The organism is Saccharothrix mutabilis subsp. mutabilis, from assembly GCF_039521145.1.
Taxonomy (GTDB): Bacteria; Actinomycetota; Actinomycetes; order Mycobacteriales; family Pseudonocardiaceae; genus Actinosynnema; species Actinosynnema mutabilis.
The window spans coordinates 1-15,319 of the sequence record NZ_BAAABU010000030.1 but is presented as its reverse complement, the minus strand read 5'-3'; the positions used below and the strand labels follow the sequence as shown (position 1 = coordinate 15,319).

The window sequence follows — 15,319 nt, the reverse complement described above, 5'->3', positions numbered from 1 at the left end:
GCTCATCCTGCCGCCAAGCCCGCCCGCCCGCGCGCGAAGCGTTGCCCCGTTCGCGCGAACCGGCGGGCGGCGGCTGGAGCGCCCGGCCTCAGGGCAAGCGCTGCCCGAGCAGGAGAGCGCCGGCGACGGCGAGCAGCCCGGCGAGGGTCCCGAGGACCACCCACGGCCTGCTGGCGTCGGACTGCTTCTTCTCGTACCCGATCTGCTCGCCCAACGTGTCGTAGACCCGGCGCAGCTCCTCGGCGCTGGCGGCCTTGAAGAACTCGCCCCCGGACAGCTTCGCGATCTCCTTCATGGAGTCGTCGTCCACGGGCACCTCCTGCCGCCGCCCCTCGATCTCGACCACGCCGTCCTCGGTGCCGAACGAGATGGTGGAGATCGGGATGCCGGCCTTCTTGGCGTCCTCGGCCGCGTCGAACGCCCGCCGCGTGCCGACCGTCTCCTTGCCGTCGGTCATCAGCACGATCCGCGCCGGCGGCGGCCCGTCGGCCCCGCCCACGACCTTGCCGAACGAGTCGATCGCCGCCAGCGCGGCCACGATCGCGTCGCCGGTGGCCGTGGCCTGGGCCAGCTTCAACCCGTCGATGCTCTGCGTCACCGCGCCGCGGTCGGTGGTCGGGGCGACCAGCACCGTGGCGCTGCCGGCGAACGAGATCAGCCCGAGGTTGATCCCCGGCGTCAACCCGTCCGCGAACGACTTGGCCGCCACCTGCGCCGCCTCCAGCCGCGACGGCTGGACGTCGGTCGCCTTCATCGACAGCGACGTGTCGATCACCAGCATCACCGTCGCCCGGTTGCGCGGCACCTTCTGCTCGGCGGTCGGGCCGGCCAGCGCGACCGTCAGCAGGATGAACGCCACCAGCAGCACCGCCGCCGGCGCGTGCCGCCACCAGCCCTGCTTCTTCGGGGCGACCTTCTCCAGCATGGACAGGTTGGCGAAGCGCAGCATCCGCTTGCGCATCACCCGCTGGATCACCACGTACAGCGCCGCCACGGCGAACACCGCGATCAGCAGCAGGAACCACCACGGCGCGGTGAAACCCGAGAAGCTCATCAGGCCACCCCTCCCGACCAGCGGCGCTTGCGGGCCACCACGAAGCGCACGGTGTCGGCGATCCAGTCCGAGTCGGTCCGCAGGACCAGGTGCCCGGCGCCGGCCTGGCGCAGGCCCGCCGCCACCGCCGCGCGGTGCTCGGCCGCCGCCGCCGCGAACTCCCGGCGCAGCAACGGCGAGGCCACGACCTCGCGCTGCCGGCCGGTCTCCGGGTCGGCCAGCACGACGGTCCCGACCTCCGGCAGGTCGATGTCGCGCGGGTCCACGACCTCGATGGCCACCAGGTCGTGCCGCGCGGACAGGGCGCGCAGCGGGCGTTGCCACTCCGTGCCGCCCAGGAAGTCCGAGATCACCACGACCAGGCCGCGCCGACGCGGCGGCCGGCGCAGCTGCTCCACCAGCTCGGCCAGCGACCCGCGGGTGCCCTCGGGCGCACGGGGCGTCTCGGCCACCTTGCGGATCAGGCCGCGCGCGTGCGCCAACCCGCCCCGGGCGGGCACGCGGACGAGCTTCTCGCCGGTGGACACCAGCGCGCCGATCCGGTTGCCGCCGCCGCGGGTCAGGTGGGCCACGGCCGCCGTGGCGGCCACGACCAGGTCGCGCTTCTCGCACACGGCGGTGCCGAAGTCCAGCGACGGGGACAGGTCGATCGCGACCCACGTCTCCAGCTCGCGGTCGGCCACCGTCTCGCGGATGTGCGGCACGGTGGTGCGCGCGGTGACCGCCCAGTCCATCCGGCGCACGTCGTCGCCGGGCTGGTAGGGCCGGGCCTCGCCGGGTTCGGACCCCGGCCCGGGGACCAGGCCCAGGTGGTTGCCCTGCAACAGACCGTCCAGCCGGCGGCGGACCTCCAGCTCCAGGGTGCGCAGCGCGGCCTCCATGCGACCGCCGTGCAGGACCGGCGGGGCCCAGGTGGGCCGCGCCGAGGGCTCTTCGGAGGTCACGGCCTACCCGCGGGCTGCGGCGCCTGCGGACGGGCGGAGACCTGCGGCAGCGGCACGGTCTGGAGCACCCGCGTGATGATGTGGTCCAGCGGCACGCCGTCGGCCAGCGCGTCGTAGGACAGCACGAGCCGGTGCCGCAGCACGTCGGGCACCACGTCCACGACGTCCTGGGGCAGCACGTAGTCCCGGCCGCGGACCAGGGCCAGCGCGCGGGCGGCGGCGATGATGCCCAGCGAGGCGCGCGGCGAGGCGCCGTAGGCGACCCAGCCGGCGACGTCGGTGAGCTGGTGCTCCTTGGGCGCGCGGGTGGCGATGACCAGCCGCACCACGTAGTCGACCAGCGCGTGGTGCACGAACACCTTGGACGCCACGCCCTGTAGGCGGACCAGCTCCTCGGGGCTGAGCACCTGGTGCGGGACCGGCGGCTCGACGCCCATCCGGTAGACGATCTCCCGCTCCTCCTCCGCGGTCGGGTACTCGACCTGGATCTTGAACAGGAAGCGGTCGCGCTGCGCCTCGGGCAGCGGGTAGACGCCCTCGTTCTCGATGGGGTTCTGGGTGGCCAGCACCAGGAACGGGGTCGGCATGGGGAAGGTCCGGCCGCCGATCGACACGTGCCGCTCGGCCATGACCTCCAGCATCGCGCTCTGCACCTTGGCGGGCGCGCGGTTGATCTCGTCGGCGAGGACGAAGTTGGCCACGACCGGGCCGAGTTCGACGTCGAAGCTCTCGCTGCCCTGCCGGTAGATGCGGGTGCCGAGGATGTCGGCGGGCACCAGGTCCGGGGTGAACTGGACGCGCGAGAACGAGCCGCCGACGACGTTCGCGAACGTCTCCACGGCCAGGGTCTTCGCCACGCCGGGCACGCCTTCGAGCAGCAGGTGCCCCTTGGCCAGCAGGCCGACGAGCATGCGCTCGACCAGCCGGTCCTGGCCGACGATCACCCGCTTGACCTCGAACACGGTGCGTTCGAGCAACTGGGCGTCACGAGCCGGCGTGTTGGGCGCCTCGGCGGCGGGCTCGGACAACGGTCCTCCTCGACGGGGTTGTGCGACGGTCCCAAGTCTTCCCTGTCGGCGGTGTGGCGCTTGTGAAGGGGCCCTAACGCCCGAGATCACCCGGCGTGTCCACGTCGCTGGTCTCTTCGGGTGAACCGGCGACCCGGACGGGGAGCAGGGCGGCGACGACGGACCGCACCGACCGGTCGCGCGGGTCCGCCGGCAGGGCGGCGCGCAGGTCGTCGGTGCGCCAGACCCCGGTCAGCCACTGCTCACGGCCATCGCGGTCGACCAGCACCGCGGACTGCCCCACCGCCACCAGCCGGGCCACGGTGGCGGCGGTGACGCCCGGCTGGTCCACGGCCAGCACCACCACGCGCGGCGCGGTCACCAGCGCGATCCCGGCGGCCAGCCCCGCCACCGGTCCCCCGCCGGGCGGCTCCTCGCGCGTCCACACGATCCCCGGCACGGGCCGCCGCGGCCCCACGACCACGATCCGGCGCGCGCCGCGCACGGCGTCCAGCGCGTGGTCCAGCAGGGTCCGCCCGCCGACCTCGACCGCGGCCTTGTCCACCCCGCCGAGCCGACTGCCCCGCCCGCCGGCCAGCACCACGGCGTCCCACGCGTCGTCCACGGGCTCGATCATCACATCCGGGGCCAGGTGTCGTCGGGAACGCGGGTTCCCGACGACACCTCTTCCCCCCCGGTCCCGCCATGCGACCGGCCGAACCACGTGCCCCCCGGGTCGGACGTGGGCCGCGTGCCGCCGCCCCCGCCCTTCCCCGTCGGGTTCGACCGCGTTGACAGGATGTCGGCAGCGTATGGCGCGATTGTGGAACGATCCTTGAATCCGCAGGTCGCAGTGGTCGACAGGGGGTTGGGTGTTCACGGTCTTGGGCTCGGTGGGCGCGTGGTCGCGGGGCCGTCCGGTGGAGGTGGGACACGCCCGTCAGCAGTGCGTGCTGGTGGCGCTGGTGGTGGACGCGAACCGGGTGGTGCCGGCGGACGTGCTCGTGTCCCGGGTGTGGGGGGCGGAGGCGTCCCCGCGCGCCCGCAACACCCTGCACACCTACCTGGCGCGGCTGCGGCGCGCCCTCGAACCGGACTTCACCCTGGAACGCCGGTCCGGCGGCTACCTGCTCGCGGTCGACGAGGACGCGGTGGACCTGCACCGGTTCCGCCGGCTGACCGCGGCGGCGCGGGCCGCCGGGTCCGACGACGAGGCGTTCGCCCTGCTGGAGGAGGCGCTGGGGCTGTGGCGGGGTGAGGCGTTCACCGGTCTGGACACGGAGTGGCTGACCGCCGTGCGCTCGGCGCTGCACACCGAGCGGACCGCCGCCGAGCTCGACCACGCCGACCTGGCGCTGCGGTCGGGCCGCCACGACGAGGTGCTGCCCCGGCTGCTGGTCCGCGCCGGCGAACGGCCGTTGGACGAGCGGCTGGCCGCGCAGCTGCTCACCGCGCTGTACCGGGCGGGGCGGCAGGCCGACGCGCTGGGCCACTACGAGCTCGTCCGCCGCACGCTGGCCGACGAGCTGGGCGCCGACCCCGGGCCGGCGTTGCGCGAGCTGCACCGGCAGGTGCTCACCGCCGACCCGGCGCTGGACTGGTCGCCCGCCGCGCCGGAGCCCGCCGACCGGACGGCCGTCCCCCGGCAGCTGCCCGCCGCGCCCCGGCTGTTCACCGGGCGCGGCGACGACCTGGCCCGGCTGACCAAGGCGTTGGACGTGGGCGACGGGGTGCCGGTGTCGGTGGTCGGCGGCGCGGGCGGCATCGGCAAGACGTGGCTCGCGCTGCACTGGGCGCACCAGCACCTGGACCGGTTCCCGGACGGCCAGCTGCACGTCAACCTGCGTGGTTTCGCGCCGGCCGGCGACCCGGTGCCGCCCGAGGTGGCGTTGCGCGGGTTCCTGGAGGCGCTGGGCGTGGCGGCCTCCGCCGTGCCCGCCGACGTGGACGCGCGGGCCGCGCTGTACCGGAGCCTGGTGGCCGGGCGGCGGCTGCTGGTGCTGCTGGACAACGCGGCCGACTCGGCGCAGGTCGCGCCGCTGCTGCCGGGCAGCCCGACGTGCGCGGTGGTGGTGACCAGCAGGCGGCGGCTGCCGGGGCTGGTGACCGGGCACGGCGCGCACACCGTGGAGCTGGACGTGCTCGGCGACGCCGAGGCGCGCGACCTGCTGGCCCGGCACCTGGGCGCGGACCGCGTGGCGGCCGAGCCGGACGCGGTGGCCGAGCTGGTGGCGTGCTGCGCGGGCCTGCCGCTGGCGCTGGCGATCACGGCGGCGCGCGCGGCGGCGCACCCGACGTTCCCGCTCGCGGTGTGGGCGCGGGAACTGCGGTCGATCGGCCTGGCCGCGTTGGACACCGGCGAGCCGGGGTCCGGTCTGGACGCGGTGTTCTCGTGGTCCTACCGGGCGCTGCCGGAGCCGACGGCGCGGGTGTTCCGGCTGCTGGGCGCGGTGCCGGGGCCCGACATCGGTCTGTCGGCCGCCGCCGCGCTGACCGGTCTGCCGCGCTCGCGCGCGCTGGCGGCGTTGCGCGAGCTGACCGCGGCGCACCTGGTGCAGCAGCACGCGCCGGACCGGTTCCGGCTGCACGACCTGCTGCGCCTGTACGCGGCGGAACTCGCGGCCGAGTGCCCCGAGGCGGAGGCGGCCGAACGCCGGCTGGTCGACTTCCTCCTGCACACGGCGTTCGCGTTCACCCGGGTCACCGAGCCGTACCGGGTGCCGATCACCCTGGACGAGGCGCCCGCCGGGTGCGTGCCCGACCCGCCGGACGGGGACCCGTGGGAGTGGTTCGCGGTCGAGCACCAGTCCCTGCTGGCCGTGCAGCGGCTGGCGGCACGGCGCGGGTGGCACAAGGCGGTGTGGCAGTTCGCGTGGACCCTGGACGACTACCACTTCCGCCAGGGCCTGCTGGCCGACGAGTACGCGGTGTGGGAGGCGGGCGCGGCGGCGGCGGAAGCGCTGTCCGACCACGACGTGCGCACGCGGGCCCACCGCCTGCTCGGCTACGCGGCCAACGACCTGGGCCGCGTCGACGAGGCCCTGGACCACATGCGCCGGGCGCTGGCGCTGTCCGAGCGGGCAGGCGACCTGCTCGCCCAGGCCCACACCCACTACGCCCTGTCCCGGTCCCTGTGCGACTGGGGCGACCCGGCCGCCGCGCTGAACCACAGCGAGCAGTCCCTGGTGCTGTACCGGCGGCTGGAGGACGAGGTGGGCGTGGCCGACGCCCTCAACGCGGCGGGGTGGCACGCGACCCACCTGGGCCACGCCGACCGCGCCGAGGCCATGCTGACCGAGGCCCTGGACCTCTACACCGCGCAGGACAACACGGCGGGCGTGGCCAACACGCAGGACAGCCTGGGCCTGCTGGCCCACCAGACGGGCCGCCACGCCGACTCCCGGGAGCACTACGAGCGCGCCCTGGCCCTGTTCCGCGAACTGGGCCACCCCTACGAGGAGGCCAACACCCTCGAACGCCTGGGCCACGTCCTGACCGACCTGGGCGAGCACGACCGGGCCCGCCGCACGTGGCGGGAAGCCCTCCGCCTGCACACCGCCCAGCACCGGACCGCCGAAGCCGACCGCGTCCGCGCCGCCCTCGGGGAGTGAAGCGGGTCACACCGGTGGACGCGCGGGGGCGCCCGCCGGGTTTCCCGGGCGCCAACGACAACACTGCGGAAGGGGGCGACGTGCGCGACGGGTTCGACGAGTTCGTCGCCGATCGACTTGATCGGCTCTTGCGCTACGCCACCGCGATGACGTGCGACAAGCACCTGGCGAACGACATCGTGCAGGACGTGCTGCTGCGCGCCCGGGACCGGTGGGCGCGGATCGCGGCCATGGACGCGCCCTACCTCTACGTCAAGCGCATGGTGACCAACGAGTACCTCTCGTGGCGCAGGCGGCGGGCCGCGCGGGACGTGTCCGCCTCGCACGCCGCCCTGGAGGAGGTCGCGCCGCCGGTCGCCGACCACGCCGCGCGGCACGCGGAGCGCGACGCCATGCGGCGGCGGATCGCCGTGCTGCCGCGCCGGCAGCGGGCGGCGCTGGTCCTGCGCTACTACGAGGACAGCACGGACGCGGAGATCGCCGCCGTGCTCGGCTGCACGGAGAGCACCGTGCGCAGCCACATCTCACGCGCGCTGAAAACGTTGCGCGTCAACGAGAACACGCCGGTGGAGGTGCTTCGGTGACCGATCGGGAGATGCTCATCCGCGAGGCCATCGCGGCCGAGGCCGCCGAGGCGGTGGACGCGCGCGAGGTGATGGCCCAACTGCACCGCCGCCGGGCCCGCCGCCGCACGGGACCGCTGCTCGCGGTGGCCGCGCTGACCGTGACGGCGGCGGCCGTGGCGGTGGTGGTGCCGCTGACGGTGTCCCGCGACGCCGCGCCGAGCCCCGGCTCGTCCTCGACCGCCACGACCCCGCTCGCGCCGCGGAACGTGCTGCTGGTCGGCCTGGACGAGGCGGCGCACGCCGACAGCGTCGCGCTGGCCCGGGTGACGCCGTCCGGGGTGGCCGTCGTGTCGCTGCCCCGCGACTCGTGGGTCGAGGTGCCGGGCCAGGGCCCGGAGCGGCTCACGCTGGTCTACACCAAGGCGCACGAGTCGGGCGGTGCCCAAGTCGGCGCGCAGGCGGTGGCGCGGACCGTGGAAGCGCTGACCGGGGTGTCGGTCGACCACTACGCCGTGGTGGAGATGCGCGCGTTCGCCGAGCTGGCCGACGCCGTCGGCGGGGTCGAGGTGTGCGTGAACGCGGCGACGAAGGACGTCCGGACGGGCGCGGAGTTCCCGGCCGGGCGGCAGGTCGTGTCGGGCGACCGCGCGCTGGACTTCGTGCGCCAGCGCTACGGCCTCCACAACGGCGACCTGGACCGGGTGCGCCGGCAGCAGGCGTTCCTGTCCGGCCTGGGCGCGAAGCTGCTCGACCGGTCCTTCCTGGAGGACACCGCCAAGGTGACGGGCCTGGTGGGCGTGATCCGGTCGAGCGTGCGCACCGACGAGGGCTGGGACCTGCTCGCCTTCGCCCGCGGCCTGACCGCCGGCGCGCCGATCCGGACCACGACGATCCCGGTGCTGGACGAGGACCACCCGACGGCGGGCAGGGTCGTGCGCCCGGATCCGGCGGCGGTGCGGGAGCTGATCGGCACGTTCTTCGCCGACCAGCCCGCGGGTTCCCCGGGCGCCACCCCGCCCCCGGGCGGCGGCCCGGTCTGCGTGGACTGACGGCTTTCGCGCTGTGGCTCGCCACCGGCCGGTGGCGAGCCACAGCCGGCTTTCAGAGCAGGCGGACCGCGTAGGGCATGATGCCGCCGTAGCGGACCGGGGCCACGCGGACCGACGAGCCCGAGTACGGGGCCTCCACCATCATGCCGCCGCCCAGGTACAGGGCCACGTGCGTGCCGCCGCCCGGACCCCAGAACAGCATGTCGCCGCGCCGCATCTGCGCCAACGGCACCTTGCGGCCCGAGTTGTACTGGTAGCCGCTGTAGTGCTGCAGGTACACGCCCACACCCGCGAACGCGTACATCATCAACCCCGAGCAGTCGAAGCCGACGGTGTAGTAGTCGCCGTACGAGTCGCCCACGCCCCAGTCGCGCACGCCCACGGTCGGCCCGTTGTAGTTGCCGCCGCCCCACGAGTACCGCACGCCCAGTTGCGACATCGCCCGCGCGACAACGGTTTCCACGCCGCCGCCGCTGGGCGCGGCCACCGGCTGGTTCACCGGCGCGCTGGGCTTGGCGGCCAGCGCGGCCTGGCGGGCGGCTTCCTCGTCCTCGCGGCGCTTCTGCTCGACCCACTGGTCGTACTGGGCGCGCTGGCCCTCCAGGCTCTGCACCGCGCCCAGCGCCTGGCTCAGCTCGCTCTCGACGCGGGCCTTGTCGCCCTCGATCGCCGCCGCCCGCGCCGCCTGGCCCCGCTGCGCCTGCGCGGCGAGCTGGTGGGCCGAGTCGGCGTCGCGCTTGGCCTGGTCGGCCGCCGCCTGCTTCCGGTCGGCGACCTCCAGCGCCGCGCGGGCCGCCGCGTCCTTGTTCGCCTTCTCCGAGCGCGCCCACTCCACGTCGTCCAGCGCGTTGAGGTTGGCGTCGCCGACCGCCGCGAGCAGCTGGTTGCGGGCCAGGAGGTCCTCCGGGCTCGACGCGCCCAGGTACGCCGACAGCGACCCGACCGTGCTGCCCTGCTGGTAGCTGGCGGCGGCGAACTCGTCCAGGTCGCGGCGCGCGGTCTCGACGGCCTGGCTCGCCGCGTCGGCCTCGGTGCGGGCGGCGTCGGCGGCCTGCCGGGCCTTGGCGGCTTCGTCCCGCGCGGACTCCAGGTCCACGCGGGCCTTGTTCGCCAGCTCCATCTTGTAGGCGACGTCGTCGGTGAGGCGCTGCAACTCCGCCTCGGCGGCGGTCAGCTGACCGGTCAGCTCCCCGACCCGGGCGGCCCTGGCGTCGGCCTCGCGCCGGGCCGCGCCGATCTGGTCGTCACCGGGGTTGGGCGGCGGCGGGGGCACCGCTGCCGCCACTCCGGGGAACAGCACGAGCGCCGCGGCCATGATGATCACCCACCGGGTCACGACACCCGCCTCCCCACCCCGCTCGGTCGAACCGCGTTCCACCGAATGGCGTCACACGGACACGTTCCGAGACTGTGCCACTTCAGCACCAGGGTTTCCAATTGACCCGGCACGAACTTCAGCCACATGGGTCACAGATGTTTACCGCGGGTATGTGCTAGTTGACCTTGCGCTCCAGATCGGCCCAGTACGGCTCGCGCAGCTTGAACTTCTGCACCTTGCCGGTGGCGGTGCGCGGGATCGCCTCCCGGAACTCGACCGTCGTGGGCGCCTTGTACCCGGCTAGCCGCTGCTTGCAGTGGGCGATCAGCTCGGCCTCGGTCGCCCGCGCGCCCTCGGCCAGCACGACCAGCGCCTTGATCGTTTCACCCCACTTGTCGTGCGGCACGCCGATGACCGCCGCCTCGGCGACCGCGGGGTGGCTGAACAGGGCGTCCTCGACCTCGATGGACGACACGTTCTCCCCGCCGGTGATGATCACGTCCTTCTTGCGGTCGGAGATGGTCAGGTGGCCCTCGTCGTCGAGCGTGCCGCCGTCGCCGGTGTGGAACCAGCCGTCCTCGATCGCCTCCGCGGTGGCCCGCGGGTTCTCCCAGTAGCCGGCCATGACGTTGTTGGTGCGGGCCATGACCTCGCCGCTGTCGGCGATGCGCAGCCGGACCCCGAGCCCCGGCGCGCCGGCCCGCGACAGCTTGCGCGCGCGTTCCTCGGCGGGCAGGTCGTCGTCGCCGGGGCGGGTGCGGTTGAACGTGAGCAGCGGCGAGGTCTCGGTCAGGCCGTAGAGCTGGAGGAACTCCCACCCGAGCTCCTCGCCCACGCGGGCGATGGTCCGGCTCGGCGGCGGCGCGCCGGCGCACACGATGCGGACCTTGTCGCGGCCGGGGATCTCGCCGTCCCACGCCTGCGCGGCGTCCAGCACGGAGTTCCACACGGCCGGCGCGCCGCACATCAGGGTGACGCCGTGGTCGCGGACGCGGCGCAGGATCTCCGCGCCGTCCACCTTGCGCAGCACCACCTGCGGCACGCCCAGGCCCGCCAGCCCGAACGGCATGCCCCAGCCGTTGCAGTGGAACATCGGCAGGACGTGCAGGTAGACGTCCCGCTCCCACGCGCGGGTGTGCATGGCGAAGGTGACGGCGTTGAGCCAGATGTTGCGGTGCGTCATCTGGACGCCCTTGGGCCGGGCCGTCGTGCCGGACGTGTAGTTGATCGTGGCGGTGGCGTCCTCGTCCGGCTCGGACCACGGGCGCGGCTCGGTGTCGAAGCGCAGGAGCCCTTCGGTCTGCTCGCCGAGGGTGAAGCGGTGGCGGGCGGTGACCCCGTCCAGGTCCAGCTCGGGGTCCACGAGCAGCACGGACGCGCCGCTGTGCTCGACGATGTAGGACACCTCGTCGGGCCGCAGCCGGAAGTTGACCGGCACGCAGATCCGGCCGCTCGCGGGGACGGCGTGCAGGAGTTCGAGCAGGCGGGCGGAGTTGTGGCTGACGACGGCGACGCGCTCGCCCTCCCCGACGCCCAGCGCGTCCAGCCCGGCCTGCCAGGCGCGGACCCGGCGGGCGAACTCGCGGTAGGTCGTGGTGGGGACGGGGGCGGCGGGCTGGTCGGGTTCGTCGACGGTGGCGGTGGTGTCCGCGTGGACGTGCTCGGCGCGGTAGAGGAAGTCGGCGACTGTGAGGGGTACGCGCATACGGGAGAACCTTATTGACCCGCGTCACACCCGGCTACTCACCGGTTCCAGCCGGTGGCCGGCGCGAAATCACCGGTTTCAGCCGGAGGCCAGCACGAACCGGCGGTGCAGCGGCTGCGGGTCGCGGGCCTGGTCGCCGTGCGCGAGGACGAAGCCGCGCAACGGGTCGCGCGGGGTGACCGGGTCGCGCATGACCACCCAGCTGACGTTCTCGCCGAAGTCCGGTGTGGTCAGCGAACCCTCGTAGCGGTAGAACCCGCCACGGGGCAGCAGCGCGGGCAGGTCGAGCGTTGTCGGCGGTTCGGCCGGCTGCGCGCCGTCCCGCTCGCCCAGGTTCAGCAGGACGGCCACCGCCACCACCTTCAGCCCGTCGTCGGCGCGCACGTGGACCGCGTGCAGCTCCGCGTCGAACCGCCGCCCGCTCACCCAGTGCTCGCTGGGCCGGTGGAAGTGGACGTTGGCCAGCTCGAAGCGCTCGCCGTCGAGCTTGACCCAGTGCGCGTCGACCGGCCGCAGGCGGTGGCCGTGGGCCGCCCGCTCGGCCTCGAACCGGCCTTCGTGCCAGCACACTTCGAAGTCCACCGCGGCCTTCACGGCGCGGCGCACGTTGATCGGTGACTGCTGCTCCCCCATGAGCACATCGTCCCAGCTCCCGGGCTTCCCGAGAGGGTGAAAGACGATCACCGTCGGGTGATCACCACGTGCTCGGGTCGCCCCAGGTCCGCACCGGGCCCGAGTCCACCACGGGCACGGCCACCAACTCCGGCACGGTCTGCTCCACCGGCCCGCGCACGAGCGCCGCCGCGACGCCGTCATAAGGGGTCGGCTCGTCGTTGCAGATCACCACGACCGCACCGGCCTGCGCCGCCAGCCCGACCAACCCGGCCGCCGGCTCCACCATCAACGACGTCCCGACCACCAGCATGAGGTCGCAGTCCAACGCGGCCACCCGCGCCACCCGCAGCACGTCGGGGTCCAGGGGCTCGCCGAACGCCACCGCGGTGGACTTCAGCGTCCCGCCGCACGTGGTGCAGTCCGGGTCCTCCTCCCCCGCCCGCACCCGCGCCACCGCGTCCGCCATCGACCCCAGCGCGCCGCAGTCCGCGCACACGGTCCCCAGCATCGAACCGTGCAGCTCCACCACGGCCGACGACCCGGCCCGCTGGTGCAGGCCGTCGACGTTCTGGGTGAGCAGCGTCCGCAACCGGCCGACGCGCTGCAACCGCGCGATCGCCCGGTGCGCCGCGTTGGGCGACGCCGACCAGAGGGGGTGCTCGACGCGGAACCGCCACGCGGCCCGTCGCACGGACGGGTCACTCAGGTAGCTCTCCAGGGTGTACTCACGCCCCAACCGGGTCCACAGCCCGGACGTCCCGCGGAAGTCGGGGATGCCCGACGCGGTCGAGACCCCGGCCCCGGTGAGCACGGTGATCCGCCGCGCGGCGGCCATCGCGCCCCGTGCGTCCATGCCCCCACCCTCGCACGCCGCCGGTTTGCGAGCATGAGCCGGTGCGAGGGACGTGGGGTGCGGTCGTCGGGGTTGTCGGCTTGATCACAGGGGTGGCGGGCACGTTCCTGCCGTGGCTGCGGTCCGGGACGGTGGTGCGGAACAGTTACGAAGTGCTCGCGTTCCGTGGTTTCGCCGGGTTGGACGGGGCGGCGGGCGAGGTGGTGCGGGGTGTCTGGGTGGCGATCACCCCCTTGGCGGTGTCGTGCGTGGTGCTCTGGGTGCTGCGACTTCGCCGGTTCGCCGCATGCGTCGGATTGGTTTTTGGCACGATTGCGGGAACGGTGGCGGCCCTTGCCGCCGTCCAAGGGGGCAACGAGGGAGCACTGGTCGGGATCACCCTGACCGGACCGGTGGTGACCCTCGGTGGTGCGTTGCTGGGGGTCGCGGGTGCGATCACCGTGCTCACCGCGAAATCCCGCACCGTGATCGTGAGTCCAGGAGGAGCACCGTGAGCTACCCAGGTGGCGGCGGAGGCGAATGGCCACCGCAGAACAACCCCTACGGCCAGCCGCAGCCCGGCTTCGGCCAGCAGGGCGGTTACCCGCAGCAGCAGCCGCAGCCCGGTTTCGGGCAGCAGGGCGGGTACCCGCAGACCGGGCCGCAGCCCCAGCAGGGCTTCCCGCAGACCGGTCCGCAGGGCTTCCCCCAGCAGGGGTACGGCCAGCAGCCCGGGTTCGGCGGGCCGCAGCAGCCGTTCGGGCAGCAGCCCTACGGCTTCGCGGGCGGCGAGCCGCCGAAGAAGAAGCGCACGGGCCTGATCATCACGGCGGTCGTCGCCGTGATCGCGCTGGCCGCGGGCACGTTCTTCACGGTGCAGGCGCTGCGCAGCTCCGACGTGGCGGCGGGCTCGGAGACCCCGACCACCGCGGCGACCAACCTGCTCAGCGCGCTGGGCAGCGGTGACGTCCTGGGCATCATGAACGGCCTGGCGCCCGCCGAGGCCAAGCTCAGCAAGGACTACACCGAGGCCACGGTCGACGAGGCCAAGCGGCTGGAGATCCTGAAGAAGGACGCGGACCCGCAGAAGATCAGCGGCGTCCAGATCAAGAGCGAGGGCATCAAGTTCGACGACGCCGCCGCCGAGAAGGTCAACGACCGCCTGACCATCAACAAGGTGGTCGAGGGCAAGATCACGGTGACCTCGGACGTCAAGCAGATCCCGCTGACCGACAAGCTGGTCAAGGCGCTGGGCGCGAAGCTGGACCAGGAGCCCGAGACCGAGACGCTCGACTTCGCCAAGGAGAAGGAGAAGCGCAAGGGCAAGCCGATCGGCATCGCGACGATCAAGGTCGGCGACGAGTGGTACCCGTCGCTGTTCTACACGATCGCCAACGCCTACTTGGAGGACGAGGACCTCAAGTGGCCCGCGCAGGGCATCAAGGCGGCCGGCGCCGACAGCGCCGAGGGCGCGGCGAAGCAGATCGTGGAGAAGGCGCTGGCCGGTGACCTGGAGGGCGTCATCGCCCTGCTCCCGCCGGACGAGATGGGCGTCATCCAGGATCTGGGCCCGGTGCTGCTGGACCAGGCCGGCCGCGTGGGCGACAGCGGCGCGAAGCTGGTGGAGCTGGAGACGGACTCGAAGGACGTCACCGGCGGCAAGCAGCTGACCATCAAGAAGCTGGTCCTCGACGTCAAGGGCAAGCGCGGCGAGATCTCCCGCGACGGCGACTGCTACACCGCCAAGGCCGAGGGCGAGAAGACCCAGAAGATCTGCGCGGACGAGATCGCGCAGCTGGTGGAGCAGCAGGGTGGCCGCGACGTGCCGCCGGCGGCGGTCGACGTGATCTCCCGCGTCGGCGCGCAGGTGCTCAAGGACGGCCTCGGTGTCGTGGCCGTCGAGGTGGACGGCAAGTGGTACGTCAGCCCGATCCGGACGTACAGCGAGGTCGTGCTGACCCTCATGCGCGGCCTTCAGCCGAAGGACATCGACGAGCTGCTCAAGCTGGTCAAGTAAGACCCCCGCGAAGGCCCCCGCCAGGCTCAGCCCGGCGGGGGCTTTCTCATGCCCACCGAAGCCACCACCCACGCCACCGGCGCACTACCAACACACTCTTCGCGCCACCCACACACTCTTCGCGCCACCCACACACTCTTCGCGCCACCCACGCACTCTTCGCGCCACCCACGCACTCTTCGCGCCACTCACGCGCTCTTCGCGCCGCAGGCGCGGCTTTTCCTTTGGGCTATTTAGCCACGGGAAGGGCCTCGGTCTCCCTCCGTACGGCCTGGGCGCAGCCCAACCACAGATCGCCGGGGTCGGCCTGAAAAAGTTTCGCGAGGAACGAGCGGAAGTTTTTTGGACGACCCCGGCGATCTGTGGTTGCCTCCGGTAGGCCGTGCGGAGGGAGACCGACGCTCTTCCCCTCCGGGGGCCTGCCCGCCGGCGAGGCTCTTTTCTTTCGAGCGCGCAGCGCGTTCGCTTGGGAGCGCTACGCGCGTTTCTCAAAGCGCTTCAAGAGCTTGAACAGCGCAAACGCGCTGACGCGCTCGAAAGAAAAAGAGCCTCGCCGGCGGGCAGGCCGCCGGGGGAGGAAAAGAAAAAGAGGGGGCTTTTC

The 15,319-nt window shown here is 73.5% G+C and carries 13 protein-coding genes; 5 read left to right on the top strand and 8 right to left on the bottom strand.

From position 1 onward, the window contains the following. Window positions 1-88: 88 nt before the first annotated feature. The 4 genes from ABD126_RS35495 to mobA all read right to left on the bottom strand — a co-directional run bounded on the left by ABD126_RS35495 (window position 89) and on the right by mobA (window position 3,630). Window positions 89-1,054, bottom strand: a complete 966-nt coding sequence (locus ABD126_RS35495; RefSeq protein ID WP_343939422.1) for a VWA domain-containing protein — start codon at window positions 1,052-1,054, stop codon at window positions 89-91. Next, window positions 1,054-1,935: a DUF58 domain-containing protein gene (locus tag ABD126_RS35490; RefSeq protein WP_343939552.1), complete on the bottom strand. Its 882-nt coding sequence runs from the start codon at window positions 1,933-1,935 to the stop codon at window positions 1,054-1,056. The genes ABD126_RS35495 and ABD126_RS35490 overlap by 1 nt, the downstream gene beginning before the upstream one ends. A 59-nt stretch (window positions 1,936-1,994) precedes the next feature. Continuing rightward, window positions 1,995-3,026 carry an AAA family ATPase gene (locus tag ABD126_RS35485; RefSeq protein ID WP_343939420.1) on the bottom strand — a complete coding sequence of 344 codons (1,032 nt, stop codon included), beginning with the start codon at window positions 3,024-3,026 and terminating at the stop codon, window positions 1,995-1,997. A gap of 73 nt (window positions 3,027-3,099) precedes the next feature. Then, window positions 3,100-3,630 carry a molybdenum cofactor guanylyltransferase gene (mobA, locus tag ABD126_RS35480; RefSeq protein ID WP_343939418.1) on the bottom strand — a complete coding sequence of 177 codons (531 nt, stop codon included), beginning with the start codon at window positions 3,628-3,630 and terminating at the stop codon, window positions 3,100-3,102. A gap of 247 nt (window positions 3,631-3,877) precedes the next feature. Here mobA and ABD126_RS35475 point away from each other — a divergent pair, with 247 nt between their 5' ends. From ABD126_RS35475 to ABD126_RS35465, 3 genes are all read left to right on the top strand, one after another. Then, the gene (locus tag ABD126_RS35475) at window positions 3,878-6,616 is read left to right on the top strand and encodes an AfsR/SARP family transcriptional regulator (RefSeq protein ID WP_343939416.1); all 2,739 of its coding nucleotides are present in this window, start codon (window positions 3,878-3,880) and stop codon (window positions 6,614-6,616) included. A gap of 80 nt (window positions 6,617-6,696) precedes the next feature. Further along, window positions 6,697-7,200, top strand: coding sequence for a SigE family RNA polymerase sigma factor (locus ABD126_RS35470; protein ID WP_343939415.1), 504 nt, complete (start codon window positions 6,697-6,699; stop codon window positions 7,198-7,200). Then, window positions 7,197-8,231 (top strand): LCP family protein, encoded by a 1,035-nt coding sequence (locus ABD126_RS35465; protein ID WP_343939414.1) that lies wholly within the window; start codon window positions 7,197-7,199, stop codon window positions 8,229-8,231. Before ABD126_RS35470 ends, ABD126_RS35465 begins: the two co-directional genes overlap by 4 nt. Before the next feature lie 52 nt (window positions 8,232-8,283). Here ABD126_RS35465 and ABD126_RS35460 read toward each other — a convergent pair whose 3' ends face one another. From ABD126_RS35460 to ABD126_RS35445, 4 genes are all read right to left on the bottom strand, one after another. After that, window positions 8,284-9,567: an NlpC/P60 family protein gene (locus tag ABD126_RS35460; protein WP_425542937.1), complete on the bottom strand. Its 1,284-nt coding sequence runs from the start codon at window positions 9,565-9,567 to the stop codon at window positions 8,284-8,286. A 157-nt stretch (window positions 9,568-9,724) separates the two neighbouring features. Then, the gene (locus ABD126_RS35455) at window positions 9,725-11,254 is read right to left on the bottom strand and encodes an AMP-binding protein (protein ID WP_343939413.1); all 1,530 of its coding nucleotides are present in this window, start codon (window positions 11,252-11,254) and stop codon (window positions 9,725-9,727) included. Between the two features lie 78 nt (window positions 11,255-11,332). Next, the gene (locus tag ABD126_RS35450; protein ID WP_343939411.1) at window positions 11,333-11,887 is read right to left on the bottom strand and encodes a carbonic anhydrase family protein; all 555 of its coding nucleotides are present in this window, start codon (window positions 11,885-11,887) and stop codon (window positions 11,333-11,335) included. Between the two features lie 61 nt (window positions 11,888-11,948). Continuing rightward, on the bottom strand, window positions 11,949-12,722 hold the full coding sequence (locus tag ABD126_RS35445; RefSeq protein ID WP_343939409.1) for an SIR2 family NAD-dependent protein deacylase: 774 nt from the start codon (window positions 12,720-12,722) through the stop codon (window positions 11,949-11,951). Between the two features lie 80 nt (window positions 12,723-12,802). On the opposite strand from ABD126_RS35445, the gene ABD126_RS35440 reads away from it, so the two are divergent. Both ABD126_RS35440 and ABD126_RS35435 read left to right on the top strand, forming a co-directional pair. After that, a complete protein-coding gene (locus tag ABD126_RS35440) occupies window positions 12,803-13,216 on the top strand; it encodes a hypothetical protein (RefSeq protein WP_343939407.1) in 414 nt (137 codons plus the stop codon). Continuing rightward, window positions 13,213-14,718 carry a proline-rich domain-containing protein gene (locus ABD126_RS35435; RefSeq protein WP_343939405.1) on the top strand — a complete coding sequence of 502 codons (1,506 nt, stop codon included), beginning with the start codon at window positions 13,213-13,215 and terminating at the stop codon, window positions 14,716-14,718. Before ABD126_RS35440 ends, ABD126_RS35435 begins: the two co-directional genes overlap by 4 nt. The last annotated feature ends 601 nt before the right edge of the window (window positions 14,719-15,319 follow it).